The 23,377-nt window shown below is 42.3% G+C and carries 14 protein-coding genes; 7 read left to right on the top strand and 7 right to left on the bottom strand.

Going from position 1 to position 23,377, the window contains the following annotated elements; all coding sequences use genetic code 11:
- The first annotated feature begins 12 nt into the window (after positions 1–12).
- The 3 genes from SFU91_08575 to SFU91_08585 all read left to right on the top strand — a co-directional run bounded on the left by SFU91_08575 (position 13) and on the right by SFU91_08585 (position 8,998).
- Entirely contained in the window at positions 13–6,729 is a 6,717-nt protein-coding gene (locus tag SFU91_08575) for a T9SS type A sorting domain-containing protein (GenBank protein MDX2129076.1), read from the top strand.
- Between the two features lie 66 nt (positions 6,730–6,795).
- Positions 6,796–7,992, top strand: coding sequence for a T9SS type A sorting domain-containing protein (locus tag SFU91_08580; GenBank protein MDX2129077.1), 1,197 nt, complete (start codon positions 6,796–6,798; stop codon positions 7,990–7,992).
- A 67-nt stretch (positions 7,993–8,059) separates the two neighbouring features.
- Positions 8,060–8,998 (top strand): 4-hydroxy-3-methylbut-2-enyl diphosphate reductase, encoded by a 939-nt coding sequence (locus SFU91_08585; GenBank protein MDX2129078.1) that lies wholly within the window; start codon positions 8,060–8,062, stop codon positions 8,996–8,998.
- Positions 8,999–9,740: 742 nt separating this feature from the next.
- Here SFU91_08585 and SFU91_08590 read toward each other — a convergent pair.
- A complete protein-coding gene (locus tag SFU91_08590) occupies positions 9,741–11,432 on the bottom strand; it encodes an ABC transporter substrate-binding protein (protein MDX2129079.1) in 1,692 nt (563 codons plus the stop codon).
- A gap of 166 nt (positions 11,433–11,598) precedes the next feature.
- Between SFU91_08590 and SFU91_08595 the strand changes: the two genes are divergently transcribed.
- The 3 genes from SFU91_08595 to era all read left to right on the top strand — a co-directional run bounded on the left by SFU91_08595 (position 11,599) and on the right by era (position 16,853).
- On the top strand, positions 11,599–13,905 hold the full coding sequence (locus SFU91_08595) for a HAMP domain-containing sensor histidine kinase (GenBank protein MDX2129080.1): 2,307 nt from the start codon (positions 11,599–11,601) through the stop codon (positions 13,903–13,905).
- Between the two features lie 14 nt (positions 13,906–13,919).
- Positions 13,920–15,848 carry a tetratricopeptide repeat-containing sensor histidine kinase gene (locus SFU91_08600; protein MDX2129081.1) on the top strand — a complete coding sequence of 643 codons (1,929 nt, stop codon included), beginning with the start codon at positions 13,920–13,922 and terminating at the stop codon, positions 15,846–15,848.
- Between the two features lie 78 nt (positions 15,849–15,926).
- Positions 15,927–16,853: a GTPase Era gene (gene era / locus SFU91_08605; protein ID MDX2129082.1), complete on the top strand. Its 927-nt coding sequence runs from the start codon at positions 15,927–15,929 to the stop codon at positions 16,851–16,853.
- A gap of 18 nt (positions 16,854–16,871) precedes the next feature.
- On the opposite strand, the gene SFU91_08610 is transcribed toward era, so the two are convergent.
- The 5 genes from SFU91_08610 to SFU91_08630 form a co-directional block, all read right to left on the bottom strand.
- Complete coding sequence (locus tag SFU91_08610; protein MDX2129083.1) at positions 16,872–18,125, bottom strand: glycosyltransferase family 4 protein; 1,254 nt, start codon at positions 18,123–18,125, stop codon at positions 16,872–16,874.
- Positions 18,126–18,151: 26 nt separating this feature from the next.
- Entirely contained in the window at positions 18,152–18,478 is a 327-nt protein-coding gene (locus tag SFU91_08615; protein MDX2129084.1) for an STAS domain-containing protein, read from the bottom strand.
- Between the two features lie 28 nt (positions 18,479–18,506).
- On the bottom strand, positions 18,507–19,349 hold the full coding sequence (locus SFU91_08620; GenBank protein MDX2129085.1) for an NAD+ synthase: 843 nt from the start codon (positions 19,347–19,349) through the stop codon (positions 18,507–18,509).
- Between the two features lie 84 nt (positions 19,350–19,433).
- A complete protein-coding gene (locus SFU91_08625; protein ID MDX2129086.1) occupies positions 19,434–20,366 on the bottom strand; it encodes a hypothetical protein in 933 nt (310 codons plus the stop codon).
- Between the two features lie 27 nt (positions 20,367–20,393).
- Entirely contained in the window at positions 20,394–21,455 is a 1,062-nt protein-coding gene (locus tag SFU91_08630; protein MDX2129087.1) for a hypothetical protein, read from the bottom strand.
- Positions 21,456–21,585: 130 nt separating this feature from the next.
- Here SFU91_08630 and SFU91_08635 point away from each other — a divergent pair, with 130 nt between their 5' ends.
- Positions 21,586–22,467: a fructosamine kinase family protein gene (locus SFU91_08635; GenBank protein MDX2129088.1), complete on the top strand. Its 882-nt coding sequence runs from the start codon at positions 21,586–21,588 to the stop codon at positions 22,465–22,467.
- A gap of 88 nt (positions 22,468–22,555) precedes the next feature.
- On the opposite strand, the gene nth is transcribed toward SFU91_08635, so the two are convergent.
- On the bottom strand, positions 22,556–23,290 hold the full coding sequence (gene nth / locus SFU91_08640; protein ID MDX2129089.1) for an endonuclease III: 735 nt from the start codon (positions 23,288–23,290) through the stop codon (positions 22,556–22,558).
- Positions 23,291–23,377 lie beyond the last annotated feature (87 nt).

Below are 23,377 nucleotides of genomic sequence, written 5' to 3' on the forward strand. Positions count from 1 at the left end.
TTTCCAATTCTCATGAAACACTCCGTACGCCTATTCTTTGTTCTGCTGCTTTCTACCAAAATGCTTTATGCTCAATTTATTGCAACCCCACCGGTTCAAGATGGAATAATTTCTCCTTCTGAATATGGAACACACACTTCAGGTGTGAATAATGGAGGCGATGGCAATCGATGGTTTATGACTTGGGATGATACTAACCTTTACATTGGAATTAACAATGCTAATCGCACCGAGGCGGCGGTCATTTACTTAAGTGCCAACCCGCCAACACCAATTAATTCGGGAACCGATGCCGACGGCACCATCGTTGGGCAGCTTTATGATAATACAAACTTCGCAGAGTTACAGTTTAGAGCAGACATTGCAATGTATGTGAAAAATGATTACCGCGAATACCGAACGGCCAACGGGTCTAACGGTTGGGGGCCTCAAACAACTTCTTTTGGAACTTATAATGATAATGGCAGCAATATTCGAGAATTCACCCTTCCTTGGTCGGCGATTGGCGGCAGGCCAGCATTTTTTGCGTGGTTTGGATATGTGACCACTTCGGGAGGATCCATTTATGGCGAGGTGCCCTCACAAGTTGCTGATGGTCCGATTGGAACAACTGCGCGATGGGGCTTTTATAATATTATCAATAATACCAACGATGGCACAAGTATCGCGCCCTTTTCTAGACCATCGTATGTATTTACGCTTGATACCGATATCGCCACATTTAATGCGATTTCGGTTTATGATTTCACAATGAATACCTCTGGCCGCAGCATAACGCGGGGAACAGGGAATTGGACAATTACAGGAAATTTGCTCATCAATCAAGGCACGGTTTCATTTGGAAGTACGGCATCAACCTGCAGTGTTTCAGGGAATACAACTGTTGGAAGCAACGGAACATTTACACTTTCTACGAATTCATCTGCGGCTTTCTCAATCGAAGGTAATTTCACGGTTGAACCGAATGCCACCATTAATGGAAATTCTTCTCCATTCACTTTTACCGGAAGCAATTCGCAAACGATAGGAGGAAGGCAATCAATTACGCTTTCAAATGTGTTTATCAATAAACCAACGGGAAGTGTAGAATTAAATTCCGGTACGAATCTCACCTTAAATGGCGCAAGTGCTGGAAATACCATACATATTAGCAATGAAGTAGGATTAAACTTGAACGGTAATCGGTTGACCATTCAAGGGTCATCAGGGACAATTTTGGCGTCCGGTGCAACAAGTTCAACCGCGCGAACGATTTCCGGGGGTGTTGGAAGTGAAATTCGTTTCGAGGGAGTAAGAGCGCTTTCGGCAATGGATTCAAGGACTTGGGAGTTTGGAAGCAATGTTAATCTTATTGTAAGCGAAGGGGCAAGATTTATCAACACTGCAAATTTGTTTTTAAGTCAGACTCCAACAATTAATGGCGAGTTATCCATATCAGGTTCATCGGCAAGTATCACAGGAATAACAGCCGTCAATTATGGGCAAAATTCTAAACTTACCTTAGCAATATCAAGTTATACGGTTAATGCAGGCGATATATTTTGGCCATCAACTGCAGGCCCGCGCTCAATCGAAATTGATGTGGTATCATTCAACCTTAATGAAAGTCGTACTGTTGAGGGTACATTTACTTTTCGAAGAACATTTACAATCAATCCCGCAGTTGACTTGAGAATCAATGGAACAATCGAATTTCTAGCAGGTTCAGGCATTGGGCCTACTGTAAATGGCACTTTAACTTACGGGCCAAATTCAACTTTAAGTTTTAATAGTATATCACTTATCACTGCCCCAGAAGCGTTGAAAGTCTGGCCGGTTTCAACCAATCGTCCGAGAAATGTCTCGGTGAGCGGCTCTCAAGTTCAAGCCGCAGGACAAACGGTGGAAGGGTTGCTCACGGTTTCCAATAACTTGGCGATTACAACTTCACTCACCGTCGTTGATACCCTTCGAATCAACACCGGCGGGTTCATCTCTCTAAACTCACCAACCTATAATCTTGGCACTTCAACGCTTCACTACAACACTGGCGGTACTTATGGCAGAAATTTAGAATGGGGTACTACGAACCCACACAATGTTCGATTAAGCAACAACACCGTGCTTGATTTGGGAGCGAATTCAGGAACGGCAGTTGCAAGAACTTGCACCGGAAATCTCACCATCGATTCAGGGTCATTACTGGAGATGGCAGGTACTTTTCCAATGACGGCAGACCTGACCGTTTTCGGAAATGCGAATATTTCCGGGCAACTAAGACTTTCAAACTTGGTGGGAGGAGATTTGCGAACGGCCGGAAATCTCACAGTGAACTCAGGCGGACTATTCACCACCAATAACCGAGCACTATTTTTATTTGATGATTTTGATCAAACCCTTACCGGAAGCGGCACGCTCAATCTCGATTATCTTTTTATCAACAAAGCGGTAGGAACGGTATTTCTGGGCTCACCCCTTTCGCTCAATGCAACCGCAGGAACCGTGCTGAGCATCAGCCCCGGAACGCGGGTTGATTTAGGGAGCCACAATTTCACGCTTGCTAATGATAACGGTGTGGTTTCTATAGGTGATGCATCCACCGCGGCAATTATTGGCTCTGCAACCACTACGGGAAATTTCATTATCGCCGGTAACAAATCATTTACATCAAGCGACAATACACTGAGGCTTGAAGCGAATCTTCAATTGAACAGTGGCAAAACCCTTACACTCGAAAAAAATACGATTGAATTTGAGCGAGGGATAACAGGGAGCGGTGCATTGGTTGGCAACGTTGATGCAACGGTGAGAATCTTAAATAATAATGGTTTTAATGCACCCTTTGGGATTTTGAGATTGGAAACAATTACGGAATTAAAGAGTCTTGAGGTTAATCGAGATTCACAAACAATTTTATTGGGTCAGAATATTTCGATTAATGGTATTCTGACGATTAATAATGGGTTATTGGATTTGAACGGGAATAATATCAATCTCGGTACAACTGGTTTATATAATCAACCTAATTTGCAGATTGGGGCTGTAATTAACTCTCGCTTAAACACCTTAGCTTTTGTTCAATCCGAAGCAGATTTTACGGGCGCCGTGGGAGGAACTGAACCCGGTTTTATTGGTCTTGCAATAAGTTCTTCTGAAATCTTGGGTGTTACCACATTTCGTTGGTATCCAAGTTCTCGAAAGGTTGGGAGTGGAAGTATCCGAAGGTTTTATAGCATTCAACCTGCCAATAATGGAACATTAACAGAAGTGTTTCAAAGGTTTAGTGGGATATCAGGCACTTTTGATGAAGTGGAAGGAAATGACCCAGCTGCATTGTCTTTTTACTCTTCAAATGATATTAATTTTACTTCGTCAACGCTTCGTTCCATCTTCTTTAGCACTAACTTCGTTAAAGCAACGACCGATAATATCCCTCTAACCGCTGGAAGCCCGACATTTTTTACGCTTGCAGCTCCGGCCTATATCGATTTCACGGTGCAAGATGGCGATTGGGAAGACCCAAACACTTGGAACAATAATCAAGTCCCTCCCGCGAATGCCTCACTCACTTTGAATAACCGAGTCAACGCTTATAACCCATCGTACTTTGTGGGTGACCTCACCTTCAACGACGGCAGCTTTCTTGACCTTGGAAACACCTCCACATTATTCCTTAAAAATGGATTTTCACTCATTAATAATGGAAGCGATACCGCGCGAATCATACCACAAACGCGAGATATTCAAAACTACCCGCGTGTGGTGATGAATGGGCTCACCACACTTAATGGAATTTTTGAATTGAGTGTGGCATCGGTTTCTGGAGAATTGTCTATTCCTGCAAGTTCTCACTTGAAAGTATTGGATACCCTTATCCTTTCCAGAAGCGGCACTATTTCGCGAAGTGGAACCATTTCGTTTGAAGGTGTGCCGGATTCACCGAGCGAAAAAGCGGGAATTCGTTATGAAGGGTTTGGCGCAGAGACAAAGACTGTTGGGCAAGAGTGGGTGACAGGAAATCAGGTTATTCCCATCAATCAAGTGTCGCTTGCCTATCCGAACTACATTCATACGCTTCGTATTGGCGGTGTTGGAACCTATCAAGTTCAGCTTCCGTCATCAAGTGAATATTCATTGCGCGGTGGGTTTCAAATCGAAGAGAATACGGCGTTTATTCTTCAATCCTCTTCAACCAATAAACTCAATATCGCGCCTTATACCAACGAAATCTCAGAACTCATCATAAATGGATCTTTAACGACCAATAACCGGACAATATTTATCAATAGTCCAAACGCCTACTTGACCAGCAGCAATCAAGTAACCCTTGGTCGCCTTCACTTGCTTCGCTCTGCGCTGTTTGTGCAAGCACCAATCCTTCGATTTACGACGCCGGGTCACAGCATTTATACACGCGATACTACCGTTTCTTCAGTGAATTACAACGGTCTTAGCGAAATTCTTTTGCAAGGAAATACCATATCGCTTCCAACGAATGCCGGAATTTTTGCGTTACAATCAACTTCCTCAAGTGCATTGCGATTCAGAAGCACAACCCAAAAAGGGATTGTGAGATTTGATGGCGTTGGGACAATAAGAACGAGCAATCCACCTTCGGTCTCAAACGAAATCATTTTTGAGAATTCCTCTGAACTTCAATTGGAGGATGCATTAAATCTCACATCCGGCGATAACGTGTTTATTGAAGGCGGCGTAAGGCTTTTGCCGGGTTCATTTGTGGTTGGTGATTCTTTGCACTTTCGTGGCGAGAGCAGTGAGCTGATTTATGCAACAGATGGCGGTGCTTACGGCATTGGTCGTGAATGGCCTGCTGTCAATCGCCCAAGAGTGGTTACAGCGGGGTCGGTTGGAATTACAAATTTGAATTCCAATCGGGTGGTGCGAAAGCTCACGATGCTTGGCAATGTCACTTCAACGGCAGGTTCACCAACGCTTTTTGCTGATTCAATTTATGCGAATTCCACGCAGTTCATAAGAGCCGGAACGGCTTTTAATATTTCAGTTTCTGATAGCGGGTTATTTCAATCGTCTCGTACCGACGGGCTCAATGGACACGCAGGAACTGGGGTGACGCTCAATTTTGGAACGCTCTCCGATTTTGTATTTAATCCCACAACCAACGGAAACTTCAACGCGGGAACATTATTCCCGACAGAGATTCGAAATCTCACCATCAATCATCAAGGCAGCGAAGGCTTTAACACCATCACCTTGAATGACTTTATACAGCTTCGCGATACCTTGCGCTTGGAGAACGGTGTCTTAAATCTGAACGATAATCTCGAGCTCGGATTACTATTTAGCTCGTTTATTCAGAATAATGGGCGATTTACGGGCGCGTTCAATTCGGGATACTTTAGAAAAATTGTACAAACAGGAGGAGGTACGCTTTCCACAGTTCAAACATTACCGGTATATGGGCAGTTGGAGCAAGTCTTGCATTATGCAGCAGGGACTTTAGAATTAGATGTCGTTGGTTTTACAAGTCTTCAACCAACGCGGCTGCATTTAAGTGGGAAATTGGCTTTAGTGGGAGCTGCAAGTTCTGTGTGGCTTAGAAACACCGACCCCACAAGCCTAACGAGAACCGGCAATGGTTGGATTATTGGCAATACCGCTTTTCCAACGACTTTTAGCTTTCAAAGAGATTTTGACGGAACATCAGGAACTTATATTTATCCGGTTGGTACGGCACTTTACTACAAAGGCGTCGAGATAGAATATCAAGATTTTGTTGTGGGACCCGGCGCAACGGTTGCGGTGACTTATGTCGATGTTCCTTCCGGAACCGGTGGATTAGGCTTTTTTGATAATGGGGTTCAGATTGAAAATGTCGCGCCACATTCTTGGATTATTCAAAAATTGAATTGCGATTTGAACCGAGGGACACTACGCATATTCAATCAAGGGGTTGATGGGATTGGCAATGTGCCGTTGCTTCGCTTAGCAAACAGTTCCGACGGGGGAATCACTTGGCAATCCGTTTCAGGTTCAAGCTTTACTTATTCCAATAGTGTTGATAATGGGTTTTCTCCGCCGCTTTACAATGTCACGGTTAATGATGTCAGCATTTCAAGTCTTTCGCCCAGATTCACTTATGCCGGAAATTGGGCTGATAATCCTCTGCCGGTTGAACTTGCAGAATTCACCGCAACCTCAAAAGAAATTGGAATGGTATTGAATTGGAGAACATCATCTGAAATTAATTCTCACGGGTTTACCATCTCGCGTAAACGGGTCAATGAAACTGAATGGAAAACATTGGCAAGCTATAGAACAGCCGCAGGCTTGAAAGCAAAAAATGTGTCGAATGGTGCTGCGTATCAATTCATTGATGAAAGCGATATGGCGCTTGGTGAAAAACTTGAATACCGTTTTGAGGAAACGGGGTTTGATGGTAAGCACGAGCACTTAAAGTCAATTTCAGTAGAATCCCGCTTTGATAATCAAGTTCGTGAATTCGCGCTTTCTCAAAATTATCCGAATCCATTCAACCCAACCACAACCATCCGTTATGATTTGAAAGAGCGGGCGGATGTAACGCTTGAAGTTTATAATCTTTTGGGGCAGAAAGTGGTGATTCTTGCAAGCGGGAATCAAGCGCGGGGTCGATACCAAGTGAATTTTAATGGCATTTCACTTTCGAGTGGAATGTATTTCTACCGCATCAGCGCAAAAGGGCAAAATGAAACATTTACTCAAGTCAAGAAGATGATGATCATAAAGTAAATTCTATTTTAATCGTCATCGGCTTGCTATAAAAAGCAGTTGATCCATAAACTCATCACAACACAAATGAAATTCATCATCACCGTATTTGTTCTTTTATTGCTTACCACCACAAAAACAGGTGCTCAAGTATTGCCGCCATTGCCCATTCCCATAGGTGCCGGTTCAGCGCAGGTTTGGGGCGATAGTATTTATGTCATTGGTGGTTCAAATAATTGGGGTGGAAACATTGTCTATCCCCGCATTTATCGCTTCAACGGAACTTCGTGGGCATATCACGATTCCATTCCCGACAGCAACGTTTGGGATGTTGAAACGGTCATTAAAGGAAATGAAATATTCCTAATTGCCGGTTGGCCAAGCGGCCCAAGATTGACACGCAAGTATAATCTTTCTACGAGATTGTGGACTTCTCTTGCAGCACTTCCTACATCTCAATCGTTTACTTGGGGAACAACCGCAGAAGTGATTGGAGATAGCATTTATCTCGTCAATCCCGGAGGAAATACATATCGATATTCCATCCCCGGAAACTCTTGGACGGAGCTTCCCAATGCCGGAAGAACGGGTTCAAATGATTTAAGTTCGATTGCCTTTAACGGGGAAATGTATGTCATTGGCTTTCGAGATTCATCCTTTGTAAAATATTCTCCACAAACAGGCACTTGGTCAACCCTTGCGAAATCTCCTTATCAAGTGGGGGCATGTGCAATGGGAATTGTCAATGAACAGATTTACTGTATCGGTGGAAATCTGAATGGCGGCACAGGAGCTTTTTACAATACCGTGATTGCTTACAATATTCTCACAAATTCGTGGCGAACGGATTCGCTTCGCATTTCAGGAAAAAGGCACTGGATGGCACGCGCCGAATATCGCGGTGGGCTTTATGTTTTGGGAGGGATTGATTCGCTTGCAAATTCCGTCAATACAGTTGAGCAAATTATTCCTCAGGGAACATCAAGCGTTCGGAAAATCACAAACACCTTACCAAGAAATTTTGAACTCTTGCAAAATTATCCGAATCCGTTTAACCCAAGCACCACAATTCGTTACCGAGTTGCAAGCGCGAGCGAGATTACCCTGAGTGTTTTTGATGTCTTAGGTCGCGAGGTAGCATCTCTTTTCAAAGGGTGGCAAGCAGCCGGAGAATATGGATTTGACTTTAATGCAGCCGAGCGGGGACTTTCTTCAGGAATCTATTTTTACAGACTCATTTCAAAAGAAAGAATAGAAACGAAGAAAATGATTCTTGCGAAGTAAAGGGAAGAAATCCCGAACGGATAACCGAGTTAACCTTGTTATCTTTGTGAAATAAAATTTAAGAAGTATGAAAATCACGATTGATCAACATTCGGGCTTTTGTTTTGGTGTGCAGTTTGCCATTGAAATGGCTGAAGGTGAATTAAGTGAAAGCGGTCATCTTTATTCTTTGGGCGATATCGTTCACAATGCCGTAGAAGTTGAGCGCTTAGGAAGGATGGGGCTTAAAACCATCTCCAAGGAAGACTTTTCCAAACTTGAAAACACGAAGGTTCTGATTCGTGCCCACGGCGAACCGCCCGAAACTTATCAATACGCGATGGATCATAACATCGAACTCATCGATGCCTCTTGCCCGGTGGTGCTGAAACTTCAACGCCGCGTGAAAGATTTTTATGATAAAGGATATCAAGTGCTGATTTATGGGAAGAAAGATCACGCGGAAATGATTGGCGTCAATGGCCAATGCCGTGGCGAAGCCATATTGATTAAATACGCAGACTTGCACGACCCCGCCGAAATCGCACCAATCAACTTCACAAAAAAGACCGTGCTCTTCTCCCAAACCACGCAAGACACTAAAGGCTTCTATGAATTAAAGGCCAATCTCGAAAAACTTTTTGCCGAAAAAAACGCCGCGAAAAATTTCGATGCCGAAGCAACGCTCGCCGAAGCCGCAGATTTCTTAGCCAAAGATACCATCTGCCGTCAAGTCTCAAATCGCGATGAAATCCTCAAAGATTTTGCGAAAGAACACGAGGTTATCGTCTTTGTCGCCGGTAAAAAAAGCTCCAATGGAAAAGTCTTATTTGGTATCTGCAAAGAGAATAATCCCAAAACTTTTTTTGTAGAAAATGAAAATGAACTGCAATCGGCGTGGTTCGTTAATGAAACGGGTAACCCTGTAGAAACTGTGGGCATTTGCGGCGCAACCTCAACGCCAATGTGGCAGATGGAAAAAGTCAAAGAAACGATTTCCGAACGCTTTTCTCCCGTTTCAATCTGATTCATTTTTTTCGTGATAAATAGGGTTGCAATCGTCTGCGATTTGCAGCCCTTTTCTATTTAAGAAACAAAAACTTCACCCCAATCAGCATTCCCAAAGAAGATTCCCTCTCAATTCAACGCATCATTCAATTCCGGTCAAACTTCGCTCGAAGGTTTTTACTTCAAAATTGAAGCAAAAACATTCAACGCTGAACCTCAAAGCGTCGATTTTGAACCACAAAGGCGCGAAATCGAAGCTTTTTGAATAAAATTTCATACCGAAAAATTGAAAAATTCGACCAAATTGGTTTGATTTTGAACCTTTTTGCTTCAGTGTTGAAGCATAAAGAGAAAAAGTTTCATGTTTTTTACTGAAAATTGAAGGTTTAAGGTCGAATATTGAATATTTGAGGTAAATGAACGAGTGTTTAAGGTGGATCATTGAGTGTTAAAGGGTGATAATTGAATGTTAGAGGTGGATGAATCAGTGTTTGAGGTAGATGAATAAGTGTTTAAGGTGGATCATTGAGTGTTAAAGAGTGATAATTGAATGTTAGAGGTGGATGAATGAGTGTTTGAGGTGGATGAATCAGAGTTTGAGGTGGATTAATGAGTGTTTAAGGGTGATGAATGAGTGTTTGAAGTGGATGATTCCACCTTTAAGGTTGGTAGAGTGAATTTGTGACAGGAAAAAATTTAGGGGGAGGGGCTTAACCGAAAGTCAATGAACTTGAAACACAAGGCAGAACGAAGCTTGTGGTCTATTTGAATTCCCATTCATGCAGGTTAAAAAGCGTCATCAGCATATTCATTTTCACGCCTTTCAATTTTTTGCTGACGCCCTCCAATTCATCGAAGTAATAGAGAAATGTCCGCGGCTGCTCTTCGTGAAGTATGGCTTGGAAGCGATGCCACAGTTGCTTTTCATTTTCAGGCGTTTGTGGGAGAGCAAGTTTGGCAATAATGTCATCAAGTTCTGAATTCTGAAATGCCGATGAATTAAAGTTATTTCGTTCAAAGTCTGAGCCCCACATTACCAATTGAAAGGGCAGCGTTTCCGCGCCAAGTCCGGCAATTGTTGCATCATATTGCCACGTGTTCTGACCTTTATTCCAAAGCACGGTTTCAACAAATTCAAGCTTGCAATCAATGCCAATGTCCTTCAGGTTTTGTTGAATAATAGTGGCGGCATAAGAGCGGCGGGCGTTTCCGGTTGGCGCAATCAGTTTGAACGAAAATGCTTTTCCTTCCTTTACAAGAATGCCGTTGCTGCCCGCTTTCCAACCTGCTTCCGCGAGCAACGCCTTGGCTTTTTGCGGGTTGAATTCATATTGATGAAGGGTGGTATCGAGCAAATATTTGTATGCCGGTGAAAGGGAGGTATTCACAATCGTCGCGTGTTCTGCCCGCATAAACCCATCAACAATGGCTTCGCGGTTGACGGCATAAGTCATTGCTTGTCTTACTTTCTTATCGCCAAAGAAAAAATTCGGAAGAATTTTTTTTCCGTTTCGATAAGCCTCGCCATCAATTGTAAGCCAAACGATGCTATCGAAAAAGCGATTGCGAACTGAGATGACTTGAATCTCGGGAGATTCCTTTTCCAATCGTTCTGCATCTGGCGGTGCGATTCCGCCGCTTGCCATCAACACATCGGCACTTCCCGATTTCAGCGCAGTAAGCCGCGTGGTGTATTCGGGAATCACTTGAAACTCCACCCGCGAAAGCTTTGCCGGATGTGGCAATACGCTTGTTTCATTTGGTACCAAAACTAATTTCGATTGTCTATCCCACTGCATCACTTTGAACGGCCCGGCAGAAAGAATCGGAAGTTCCGATGACTTTGCTCTGAAATCGCGCGGTGCAACTGATTCATAAACATGTTTTGGAATAGGGAGTAAATCATAGAAGTGATCAAAGAAGATAGCTTCGGTGAGTTGCTTTGAAAAGCTTAGGGTGATCACGGTGTCCGAATCAATTTGAATGGATTTTTCAAAATCGATTTCACCTGTGGAAGTCCGAAGAAAATCGCCGATGTACTGCTGGCGAGTGCTTGTGACATCGGGGTTGCCATAAAGCCTATAAGAGAAAGCCAAATCGTGCGCCGTTACTTTTTTTCCGTCGCTCCAATAAACATCATTTCTTAAGACGAGCGTCACTCGTTTCCCGCCTTCCGAAAATTTCCAAGAGGCGGCAAAAGCGGGTTCAAAAGTGAGCGACCCGCTCTCTTCATCATAATTGCGATAAAAAAGAGTTGGGTAAAGAAGGTTGCAAACTTCGCGTGAAATTCCCAGTTGAATAATCAATGGATTGAGATGATCGAAATCGGTTCCAATTGCAATTACCGCGGTTGAACGGGTTGATTCAACCCCGTGGTCTGAATTTTTTTTGCATCCCGTTAAAGATGAAAGGAAAATCAGAAATAAGGTTGCGAGCCGTGTGAATTGTTTCAAGGTGGTGCAAAAATAAGTTTCGTATTGAAAGATAAATTGACAAGTGTGAAGATAATTTCTTCCCCGGCGTTCAAAAAAGAAAACGTGTAAGATTTGAACCCATACGAAATTCAAGTCTCACAAATTTGACTAAATTATATTCAACTGCATCAAGCGTTAGAATGGAATGAGTCACACAATTCCCGAAATAATTGAAGAGCCTCATCACTTTCCAAGTAATTTACTCGATCAGCTGAAAAAGCTTTTGGAGATTGCCTTAGGCATGAAGGATAAGGAAATGGCGAATGCGCTCTTCTATGCCAATCGCGCGATTACCGCGGCTGAAAAGCTATTGTATCAAAGTGCAGAAAATGAGGAAGAGGTTTTTCTCTATCAAACCTATTTAGCCGATGCTTTGGCACTAGCCGGAAGGCTTGGTTGGCTGATTGATCGTGATGCCAAGTCCCTTTCCAGACTTTTCGAAGCAGGCCGAGTTTATGAGCGATTGGGCGAAACGAAAAAAAGAGTGCTCCTTTCCCTTGATCTTTCTACAGTCTTTCTTTCGCTTGAAGAAAATGAGGATTCAGAAAAATGGGCGACACTAAGCCAAACACTTGTTGCACAACTCCCGCAAAATGAAGAACTGGTTACTTATCTCATTCCCCTTTCTCAAATATATGCACGGTTAGGCAAGCGCGAAATCTCCTTGAATTTGCTGGGAATGGCAGTCCCTTACTGCAAGAGCGAGCAGGAGCGAAATCGCATTTGTTCAATCATGTTTTACATTCAAGCACTAATCGCCGAGAATCAAGGCACAATTGAAAAGGCGCTAGAGCATTTCAAGCAATCGTTATCACGATTTACGGTTCCTTCACCGCTTTCATGTGAAGTGAAGTTTGCACTGGGAAGATTTTATGAGCATTGCGGGGAAATCGATATTGCCGATCGTGTATTTTCGGATGTTTATGATGAATTGCAACACATTGCTTTCAATGAATCCCCCAATGACATCAAAGATCCATTCAATCTACGAGAAGCAATTATCCAATTTATGAATCAGCCTTTGGGGATAAAATCTGGAGAGGCGTTGCATTTTGAAATGCGCGGGTTCTTTTTTGGAGAGTTTAAAAATACTTTTCAGAAGCAAATTTTTCATTTGATTGGATTTCGAATCAAGAACGGTCGCAGTGAAGAGGCGATATCGCTGATCAAAGAAAGTTTGTTACACACGGCGGTGCTTTTTTCGGGGCCTATTGCGAAATCGAAACTGCTGAAATACTGGGCAACAGCGCTTCGCTCAAAAGGAGATTTTGAAGAAGCCAATCAACGATTGGAAGAGTCTCAAATTCTCTTTGAAAAGGGGTTGGAGCAAAAGTTCGCTGAGAAAGAAAAAGACTTAAAGCTTATTTATGAAATTGAATTGGCGCAAACCGAGGCCGATATCTTCAGAGTAAAAAACGAAGAATTGGCACGTGCAAATAAGGCACTTCAAGATGCGTTGCTAACCGGCGAAGACTTGAGAAATGAATATGCCTTAATTAATGAAAGCCTTCAAGATGCGCTTAAACAGGCCGAAGATGCAATGGCTGAGGCTGAAAAGCAGCGTCACTCGGCTGAAAAAGCAAACCACTTTAAAACCGAATTGCTTTCCCTTGCGGCACATGATCTCAAAAACCCGTTACAGTCTATTTTGGGATTATCAAAACTGACGCTTGATGCTCTTGAACCCAACTCTCAACACTTTTCATTTCAGAGCCGAATTTATACTTCTGCAGAACGAATGATTACAATCATCGATGATTTGCTTGCCAACGCCAGCCGAGACGCCATAAAGCTTGTCATGAAAATGACCAATTTTTCTAGGCTTGTTGAACTCATTGTTGATTCGAATCAAGAGCTTGCCAATCAAAACGAGCAAACCCTTTTACTTACAATTGAAAAAGATCTTTATCTCAATACCGATACCAGTAAACTCAGTGAAATTCTAGACAATCTGCTTTCCAACGCAATGAAGTATTCGGATCGCAAAAAGCGAATTTGTGTTGATGTATTTCGATTTTCAAAGGAGCAAGAAGCCACTATACTCATCCCTGAAATCTTACCGCTCAATGAACTCGTTCAAGAAGTTGACCCAATTTTTTCTGATATTGAATTTGAATCCATCAATCCCTACACGCATAAAATATGTGCAGGATTTTTACCACTTGGAAGGTATGTCTGTGTGGCAATTCGTGATGAAGGGCAGGGGCTCTCTGAGAATGATTTAGCACTTGCGTTCAAAAAATTTCAACGTCTTTCTTCGAAACCAACAAAAGGAGAATCCTCAACCGGTTTAGGATTATCGATTGTCAAGCAACTTACGGAGTTATTGGGGGGAAATTTAATTTTGAAGTCCGCCGGAAAAAATAGAGGTTGCAGTTTCCTGATTGCATTCCCTGAATCTGAACTGCAAAAAGAGAGTTTACAAATGTCCTATTACAAACCGTTGGAGTAAAAAGAGAAATAGGAATGAAAGAGAATAGTTTGAAGCTCCAAGAGCGTATTACAGAAACCGGAGAGAATCAGGAGCGGGTTGATTTGCTGATTGAGCTTGCGTATCAACTTCGAAACACCAATCCTGAAGAGGGGATTCGGTACTGTCATGAATCAGGGCATCTCTCGCAAAAATTAGGTTATCTCAAAGGCACTGCCGATTCGCTTCGTACTTTGGGCGTACTTTACCGCGAGGTCAATGATTATGAAACGGCACTTACGAATTCAAAAGAAGCGTTGATTCTTTATCAACAATTGGAAGATTACAACGGTCAGGCGGCAACCTTAAATTCAATCGGAGGAATTTATTTCAGCTTAGGTGATTATGAGCGGGCACTGGGTTTTCACAGCGAAAGCCGCGCCCTCAGGAGAAGTCTTCGTGACACACTCGGCGAAGCGCGCTGTCTGATGAATATAGGGTTGATATATCTTGGGCTTCGGGAGTATGAAAGAGCGACAGCGAATTTTCTTCAAAGTTTGGAATTAAGAAAAGGGTTGGGCGATACCCGAGGCGAAGCCGCTCTGAATTTGAACTTAGGAAGAGCCTACTACCGAATCGGAAACATCGAAAAAGCCGAACAAGCGTTTCAAGACTGCTTGCTGAAAGCAGATCAAATTGACGATTTGGAATTGAAGGCGGAGTCGCTGCTGAACCTTGCAGAGATCTGCCATAACTTGGAAAATGCGGAGAAATCGCTGCACTACCTTTCTCTCTGCTATGATATTTCTTTGGAGCTTCAAAGCACAAAGCTTCAATTGGAGGTTTGCCTTCACTTTGCTCGTTATCACTTGCAACGCCGGCAGTTGGATGAAGCTTTTCATTACCTCAAAACCGGCATTGAGTTAACACGATCCAATGAGCCTGATATCATCATCGGTCAGTTTCACCTTTTGCTTTCCGAGTATTTTGAAATGCGTTCCGATATTGCACGTGCATTGGGGCATTTCAAAAAGTATCATGAAATCACGGAAACGACGCTCGGCGCTCAATCTGAAAAAAGAATTAAAAACCTGATGATGGAACTGGAAGTGGATGCCATTGAAAAGGAAGTTGAAATTTTTCGCTTGCGAAATGTTGAATTGGCCGAAACAAACCGAGCACTTGCCGAAGCCAATGCAATGAAAACAGAATTGCTCTCCATTGCTGCACACGACCTAAAAAATCCGCTGACAGCCATTATCAATTTTTCTGAAATGCTGGAAAGTCTTGAATTACCTGAGAAACAGCGAAAGCAATATGCAGCCCTTATTGGTGATCTTTCTCTGCAAATGGAACATATCATTCGAGAACTTTTACAGCAAACAGAAATCGAAGATGGAAAACTATGGCTGAACCTTCGGCCGGTGAATCTTGGGCAATTGGTGAAACTGATGGTATTAACGAACGAACCAATTGCGACGAAAAAAAATCAAACCATTCATTGTTCACTTGCCCCAGAAGCGTTCATTGCCGGAGATGATAATCGGTTACGTGAGATTGTCGATAATTTGCTTTCAAATGCCATTAAATACTCACCAATAGGAAAGAATATTTATATCACGGTTGAAAAAGTAAAATGGGAGATTCGCTCAACAGAAGATGCAATTCCGAAAGACCTTGAAATTTTGTTGAGAAAATCTCCCCCACCAAATGCAATCCCGTGTATTCTACTGAGTATTCGTGATGAAGGCTTAGGGCTTAGTGCCGAAGATTTGGAAAAGATCTTCAGAAAATTTCAAAGGCTTTCTGCCAAGCCAACCGCTGGAGAATCAGCAACCGGACTTGGACTTTCGATTGTGAAACAATTGGTGGAATTGCACGGCGGAAAAGTTTGGGCCAATTCTTCCGGCATCGGTGAGGGCGCAACGTTTAATGTGGTATTTCCGGAGTTAAAAACATCTTCCAATGAAGGAAAATCGGAGTAAAGTTCGCTATTTTGGTTAAGATGTTTTCTCGAAATGCATTGGGTTCTTGAAATGCATGTGAACCAACCAAATATTAATATGTCAAACGAGAACACGAATTCATTTCGCTCCGGGTTCGTTTCCCTCATCGGAGAGCCTAATGCGGGGAAATCGACTTTGCTGAATGCGTTACTTGGAGAAAAGCTTTCGATTGTTACCCCAAAGCCGCAAACCACCCGAAAAAAAGTGCTTGGCATCTATAATTCAGAAGACAGTCAAATTGTACTTTTGGATACGCCCGGAATTATGAGCCCAAAATATAAACTTCACGAAGCGATGCTTGGCATCGCAGACCACGCCCGTGACGACAGTGATGCCATTCTTTTCATTCTTGATCTTGATGCACACCTTTCTGAAAATAAACCGATCGTTCAAAATCTTGCTTTCAAGCGAATTCATCAATCGGGTAAGCCGATTATCCTGATAATCAATAAAATTGACAAGCGCTCGCAGGAGGAGGTGTTGGTTTCAATTGGCAATCTCTCAAAAGAATTTGAATTTGCTGAGATTGTGCCGCTTTCAGCGCGTTCAGGCTTCAATATTCAAGAATTGGTTAAAGCTGTTCGTAAATATTTGCCGCAGAATGAACCACTTTATCCAACAGATATTTTAAGCGATGCACCCGAACGGTTTTTTGTAGCGGAAATCATTCGTGAAAAAATTTTCAAACAGTTTAGTAAAGAGATTCCATATTCAGCTGAAGTTGAAGTGGAGTCGTTCAAAGAGCAGTTTGAATCGGAAGGGAGAAAAGAGCTGATTGAATGCGCAATTATCGTCGAAAGAGATTCACAAAAGGCGATCTTGATTGGCGAGGGTGGCGCAGCAATCAAACGTGTTGGAGAAGCAGCAAGAAGAGAAATTGAACAGTTTCTTGGGCGACCGGTCTTTTTAAAACTATTTGTGAAAGTGCGTAAAGATTGGCGTGAAAACGAGCGGATGCTCAAAGGATTCGGCTACGATTCTTAAATCGCGCGTTGGCTTGACTCAAGAGGCTGATGATTTCAACGCCTTTTCAAAAACTTCAGGATAAACTTTTCGAAACACTTCTACAAAGTGATTTCCGATGGCTTCAACAGAAAATTTTTTCTCGACGGTTTCTCGCCCTCGAATGGAATAGATTTTCCTCACTTCTGAATGATTTGTCAGTATTTCCATCTTCTCGGCCAAATCATTTACATTGTTGTTTTCAGCAAAAAGACCATTACCCTCATGTTCAATTATGACCTCAGGGCCTCCGCAGCGTGTTGAGATCACCGGTGTTCCTGAAGCCATTGCCTCTAAGAGAACAATTCCCAAACCTTCTTGATTCGAAGACAGAACAAAGAATTGTGCGCCGCGATATAAACCCGGTAAATCTGCAAGTGGAACATCGCAACGAAATTCTACTTTATCCTTTAATCCAAAATTACTGACAAGTTGTAAAAGCGATTCTTTCGGTGCGGATTCAGCACCGGCAATAATCAGTTTTGGAACAGAAGGAACCTTATTGCTTAAGGTATGATAGGCTTCGAGTAAAAGCGGGATATTTTTTCGCTCATCATTAAATCGGCCAACAAAAAGCAAGTAGGGGTTTTCGGTATTTTCTTTTTCTCGCATAGGGAATTTGGATAAATCAACAGGAGAAAAAGCAAGGCTAAATGGAACGGAAGAAAGGTGTGGAAATTCTTGAAGGGTGATATCCTCCGTGTATTGACTGAGAGCAAAGATATGTGAAGAATTTTTTAAGACGATTTCTTCCTGTTCGACACAACGCGGCAACATTAGCCGATTATAAAAATACTCAGCAGGCTTCATTGTTTTCATTCGCCTTTCGCGTTCATCTCGAATCGTTGTTGCTATCCAAGAGACATACTTTTTCCCGGATTCAACAAGAGGGAATCCAAGCATTGCCGCTCCTGTAACAAGACAAAAAATATCGAAGTCGTTAAGCGTTTCTTGCCAAAGTCTATTGGAGTCGTATCGTTGTGTTTCAATTTCAGGGAAGTATGTTCCGATTAATATTTGCTCAAGGTTATGAACAAGTCGTTCTCGTTTCCCAATTCCCTTTCCAAGATTGAAGGCATTTAAGAGTGAAACATTTAAATCCGGTTCTTTATTAAAAGGGGCATAAACCAAGACCTTCGCGTGGAATTCAGGTCTGTTATTAAGATAATTGCCAAGAAACTTCGTAAGTGTTCCTACACCTCCCGTGCGGCGAATATCTTGCGAAAGAATGGCAACACGAATTTTTTTACTCATTGAATACGCTTAATTCAAAGGTTTGATTAAGCTGGGTTGGAAGTCTCAATGCTTAAAACTTTATCCAATTGCATTGCAACGATTGACTTTAAAACATTTTCACCCGGGCTTTCAATGACAAGCTGAGAATTTGCTTTTTGTGCACGAAGGTGAAGGCGAACCAAAAGCCCGATTCCGGAACTATTGGCAAACCAAACTTTCTTAAAGTTCAAAGTGATTTTTTTCATCCCACCGTCCAAAAGGCGAGTGAATTCATCGTCCAAAGTTCGGGTTTGTTCACCACCTAAAAATTCTCCTGAGAGTTCAATGGTTGCCTGTCCGGCTGATTCAATGGTCTGTAAATTTAAACTCACGATTTGATTTGTTGACTCTTAAAAAAAATCATTTTACGGCTTGCCAATCGCGCGCATAACGAAAATCAATTCCTAATGTTCTCGACGAAACCTTCGCAATAACAGGCGCAAGCCGTTTGAATTGATTTCGCACAATCAATTTTTTTACACGCGTTAAGAATTCTTGCTGAATCCCCGAATTCAGTATGTCCTCGTCATGAAGCCGTTCTTCAACCAACATTTTTAACAAGTAATCGACATCCCGATAAGTAAACCCAAGCTCGGTTTCATCACTTTGCCCTTCCCAAAGGTCCGCACTTGGAATTTTAGTAATCAATTTATCCGGTATTTTTAAATGTCTGGCAAGTGCCCAAACCTCAGTCTTATAGAGATCACCAATTGGGTTTATTGCCGAAGCCATATCGCCAAAAAGTGTTCCGTAACCCAAAAGCAATTCTGTTTTATTGCTCGTACCGATAACCAGCCGACTATCACGAGCCGAGATGTCATAGAGGGTAATCATTCGAACCCGAGCCATCGCATTGCCACGGCGCATCCGAGAAGCATCACCCTTATCAGAAAAAAAGGAATCTACAGTTGCGCTGATATCGCGAACTTCCGTTTCAACACCGGTAGCCTCTGCTAAAAGTGATGCATCAGAGAGGCTTTCTGGGCTGCTCGTTTTATACGGCATCATTACGGCAAGTACATTTTCTGGACCCAAGGCTTTCGCGGCGAGTGTACATGAAACTGCCGAATCAATCCCTCCTGAAAGACCCAAAACAACTTTTTGAAATCCAAACTTGCGAACCTCGTTACGAATAAATTCTAAAAGCAAGGTTTCGACGATTTCATACCCATCATGCAAATTGGGGATTGGACTATTCTTCATAAATATCATACATATAAACAATTATACTAAAAATAAACTTCGATATCCGTGTTTCAAATAAAGTTGATTAGAGAAATCTTTGATTTAGTTTCTTTTTCTACCGGAGGCTCTGCCCGTTGAGTTTTCTTCTTTTTTCTCTGAGCCTCGAGCCGGTTGAGCAGGCGGTGCAGGCGTGGGTGTTGAAGGAGGTTGCGTCGCTGCGGGCGGCGGAGTTACTGGTGTGCTAATTGGATTGGGTGAAGCCTCAGGCGGTGGTGAAGTTTGTGGCGGAGTTTCAATTGGGGTTACAGGCGCAGTTCGGCGCGTTGTGCTGATATCACCTCCTAAAGGTGAAGAAGCACTTGGTGCTATGGTATTTGATGAAGGAGAAACAGCCGTTGAATCCGGAAATAAACTTGGCCATTGCACGACCATTGAGGGCGAAATTCCTTGTCCTTGCATTTGAACCAAAGTGCCGTTTGCACGGATTCCAGCCCCATTTTGGAAATTCATATAGGTTTCATTTTCTAAACGAAGGCGACCTAAAATTCGACGAAAACTTTGGCGGCGAGTGTCTTTTGTTCGGTTCTCAATAACCTCTTCATTGAGTTGACCGGAGAACAAAGAGGATTGAATGTTATCACTTTGATACCACCAAGGAATCAAATAAAAAGAGAGAAATGGTGAATTCGCGTAAATCGAAAAAGCATCGAATTCCGCACCGCTATTTGCCAATTCAGCATTCTGATTTATTTCTGAAATAATTTTTTCATAACTCGTTTTTCCTTGCCCTGTTGCCAAAAGCGGCTCCTTTAAAGCAAGCTTAGAATAAATGCCGAATTTATCTGGTGTTCCTTCATGACAAGACGAGCAATTGGAAGCGAAAGTGACTTCTTCAAAATAAAATTTCTTTGTATCAGGGTCTAATACTTCAACCTCAGGATGTGAAAGTACAGTGAAAGTTCCGCATCCACTTACCAACAAAAAAATGAGGTATGATGCGATTCCAAGACTTAAAATTTTTCTGTTAAATGTCATAGGTGATGGCTCTATTCGTTTCTTCCACTAGTTTCTTCCACGGCCGCTGCTCCTTGACCCACTCGAGTTTCCTGAGCGTGTTGTTCCTGAATTTCCATTTGTGCCAGTTGGCGAAGATCTTCCTGAATTTACGGGTGGTGTATATGTATTCCTAGGCACGGGAGAGGCTTGAGGCCTATAGTTCTCTTGTGGTATAGCATAGTTTCGAGGATTAGCACGTCTATTCTGAGGGCGTGAAATTGTGGTACTTGTTCCAGTTGTTGTGCTACTTTGACCTAAAGGCACTGAATTAACACCGTTGTTCAGAACGCCGTTAGTTCCAGATTGATTTGTTGAGCCGTTTGTGCGACGATTGGTGATTCCATAATTCACTGGTGCGGGTGGAACCAAATTATTTTCGCTCGAAGGTGATAACAAGTTTTGAGAATTGAAAGAACCGACGGGTGAAGACTGTGGTACTGAAACCATCGAACTTCTCATTCTTCCCATCATTCTTCGGTTAATGCCATATCCTGCGTAAGAAGGTGATTCTGAGTTGTAAGGGATTGGTCGCGGAATACCCCACCAATTCCAACCCCAAGGTGCAGCGGCTATCGGGAAACCCCACAATCCATTCCAATTCGCACCGCCGATTCCCCAATAAGGATTCCAAATACCCCAAGGGTTATTCCAAATTCCTGCAAATCCTATCGAAGGAGATGCCCAAGGGTTAATAAATGGGTCGTAAAAAGAGTTAAAGCCATAAGGAGATTGCCACCCAAAGCCGGGGGAAAAAAATCGTGAATAATTTGGTGTGAAATCATTTTCAATGATAATTGCATCCTGCATTGCTCCTGCCTCAAAGGATTCATTGGGGTCAAGCGTAATTGAATCGGTTGATGATGGTGCTGAGCGAGGGATAATGATGCGTTGGCGTTTTACCGATGTCTCTGATGGTGCCACAAATTGCGTATAGCACCCACTTAATCCAAAAAAGAAAATGGTTAAAAGGATAAGTAGAGTCGAAAACCGTAGTTCGAAGCGGCTATAATTATCTTGAGCCACTTGAAAGGGAGATAGTCTATTCGAAAAAGAATCTTGCATCGTCATACGTCAAACAAATAATTAAGAGCAAAGATCATTACTATTACGATTTTAATTTACTCTTATTTGAGAAGAAAGTTCGGGCATTTTTACCCACAAAGAATCATTTCTATCAATAAAAATAACCAAAAAGGTGATGATGAAGTTTACTGAGATTCAGCGAGAAATCGAAGGTTTTTTAGGTTTCGGAGAGGTTGATTTTTTGAAACTGAAAGAAGATGCAATAAGCCTCGTTTACAAAGTAAAATTTCTTTCCAAAACAATTGAGAAACAACCAATAATTGTAAAGGTTGACCTTCATGACAACGGTTCATTGGTGTCTGAAGCAAACTCGCTTATATACTTATTTGAGTTTACCAAATTACCGGTTCCGAAGGTGATTAAAAGTAGTCAAAAAATTTTAGCGATGAGTTTTATTGCAGGGAGTACCGGCACTCAAAATGATGTATCTGCGGAAATTGATTTGGCTGTTCATCTTTCGGCGTTGCATAATCAAACCGCAACCTATTTTGGATTTGATTTTTCAACACCTTTGGGCGGTATTTCTCAAGTGAATTCGAAGGTGGATCGTTGGATTTCATTTTTTGGAGAAAATCGTCTTTTAGCCATTGCAGAGTTGGCAATTAGAACGAATCGAATTTCACTTCAAACCCTTCGCAAAATTGAAAAACTGATTGTAAAACTTGAAGAACTGATCACAGAACCCGAAAAGCCCAATTTGTTTCACGGCGATATTTGGAGCGGAAATATCATTGTTGCGGAAGGAAAAATTGCAGGCTTTATCGACCCCGCAATTTCATTTGCTCACCGAGAACTTGAACTTGCCTTAATAAACCTATTCAATACAGCAGGAAAACATTTTTGGAAAGCGTATCATGAGCGGTATCCAATTGAACAAGGCTTTTGGGAAGAGCGGTGCGAGATTTATCAACTCCATCCACTCTTGGTTCATGCGGCACTTTTCGGAGGTCACTATAGTGAGGCTGTCTCGGAACAGCTGAAACAGATTGGATTTTGAAGATTAAGCCTCAATTGAATTTTTTTTCAAACAAGTTCAAGGCTTTCTCTTTTCATAAAGCCAACCTTCAATGCATTACTTGAAGCGGTTATTTCTTCTTACTTGCTTTCTTATCTTTTTCAGAACTCTTTTTTGAGGGTTTGCTTGATTTCATTGCTTTAGCAGCATTTTTTTCATAAAATTCGCATACATCAGTAATCTTACATCCTGCACAATTCGGTGACTGAGCCTTGCATGTGTATCGCCCGTGAAGAATCAAGTAATGATGAAAATCGGCGACCATCTCCGTGGGAATACAAGCCATCAATTGCATTTCAGTTTCAAGCACATCTTTTGCCTTTGCTATTCCAATTCGATTGGAAACACGAAAAACATGCGTATCAACGGCAAGAACAGGTTTGCCAAAACAATTGGCCATTACCACATGAGCCGTTTTACGGCCAACACCGGGTAAAGAAGTTAGTTCTTCCAACGTTTGAGGGACTTCACCGCCAAACTTTTCAACCAACGCTTGGCTCAGAGCCAAAACATTTTTTGTTTTATTGTTGAAGAAATTAACCGATTTCAAATATCCTTTCAGAACCTCCTCCGAAAGCGAAGCGATCGCGTGGGCATCGGGATATTTGGCGTAAAGCGGAGCTGTGGCAATATTGATTCGCTTATCGGTACATTGTGCCGCGAGTACTGTAGAAACAAGCAATTGAAACGGTGTAGCGAAAAGAAGTTCGGTTTTTGGTTCGGGAAGTTCTTTCCCCAAAACCGAGGCGATTTTCAGTACTTTTTCTTTTCTTTTTTCAACTAATTGTGATTTAGTGATACCCATTTTATTGAAGAATGATTGGATAAACCTTTTGACAAAATAAAGGTCAATCCTCATATTTAGTAATCAATCTTAAATGTCAAAATATTT

It is taken from the genome of Chloroherpetonaceae bacterium, assembly GCA_033763895.1.
Lineage (GTDB): Bacteria > Bacteroidota > Chlorobiia > Chlorobiales > Thermochlorobacteraceae > JANRJQ01.

What these genes read in the sequence shown, in the direction of transcription:
- SFU91_08600 (MDX2129081.1), top strand. Translation starts at nt 13,920, where the DNA reads ATGAAAGAGAATAGTTTGAAGCTCCAAGAGCGTATTACAGAAACCGGA.
- SFU91_08580 (MDX2129077.1), top strand. Translation starts at nt 6,796, where the DNA reads ATGAAATTCATCATCACCGTATTTGTTCTTTTATTGCTTACCACCACA.
- SFU91_08625 (MDX2129086.1), bottom strand. Translation starts at nt 20,366, where the DNA reads ATGACATTTAACAGAAAAATTTTAAGTCTTGGAATCGCATCATACCTC.
- SFU91_08620 (MDX2129085.1), bottom strand. Translation starts at nt 19,349, where the DNA reads ATGAAGAATAGTCCAATCCCCAATTTGCATGATGGGTATGAAATCGTC.
- era (MDX2129082.1), top strand. Translation starts at nt 15,927, where the DNA reads ATGTCAAACGAGAACACGAATTCATTTCGCTCCGGGTTCGTTTCCCTC.
- SFU91_08630 (MDX2129087.1), bottom strand. Translation starts at nt 21,455, where the DNA reads ATGACGATGCAAGATTCTTTTTCGAATAGACTATCTCCCTTTCAAGTG.
- SFU91_08610 (MDX2129083.1), bottom strand. Translation starts at nt 18,125, where the DNA reads ATGAGTAAAAAAATTCGTGTTGCCATTCTTTCGCAAGATATTCGCCGC.
- SFU91_08635 (MDX2129088.1), top strand. Translation starts at nt 21,586, where the DNA reads ATGATGAAGTTTACTGAGATTCAGCGAGAAATCGAAGGTTTTTTAGGT.
- SFU91_08585 (MDX2129078.1), top strand. Translation starts at nt 8,060, where the DNA reads ATGAAAATCACGATTGATCAACATTCGGGCTTTTGTTTTGGTGTGCAG.
- SFU91_08575 (MDX2129076.1), top strand. Translation starts at nt 13, where the DNA reads ATGAAACACTCCGTACGCCTATTCTTTGTTCTGCTGCTTTCTACCAAA.
- SFU91_08595 (MDX2129080.1), top strand. Translation starts at nt 11,599, where the DNA reads ATGAGTCACACAATTCCCGAAATAATTGAAGAGCCTCATCACTTTCCA.
- nth (MDX2129089.1), bottom strand. Translation starts at nt 23,290, where the DNA reads ATGGGTATCACTAAATCACAATTAGTTGAAAAAAGAAAAGAAAAAGTA.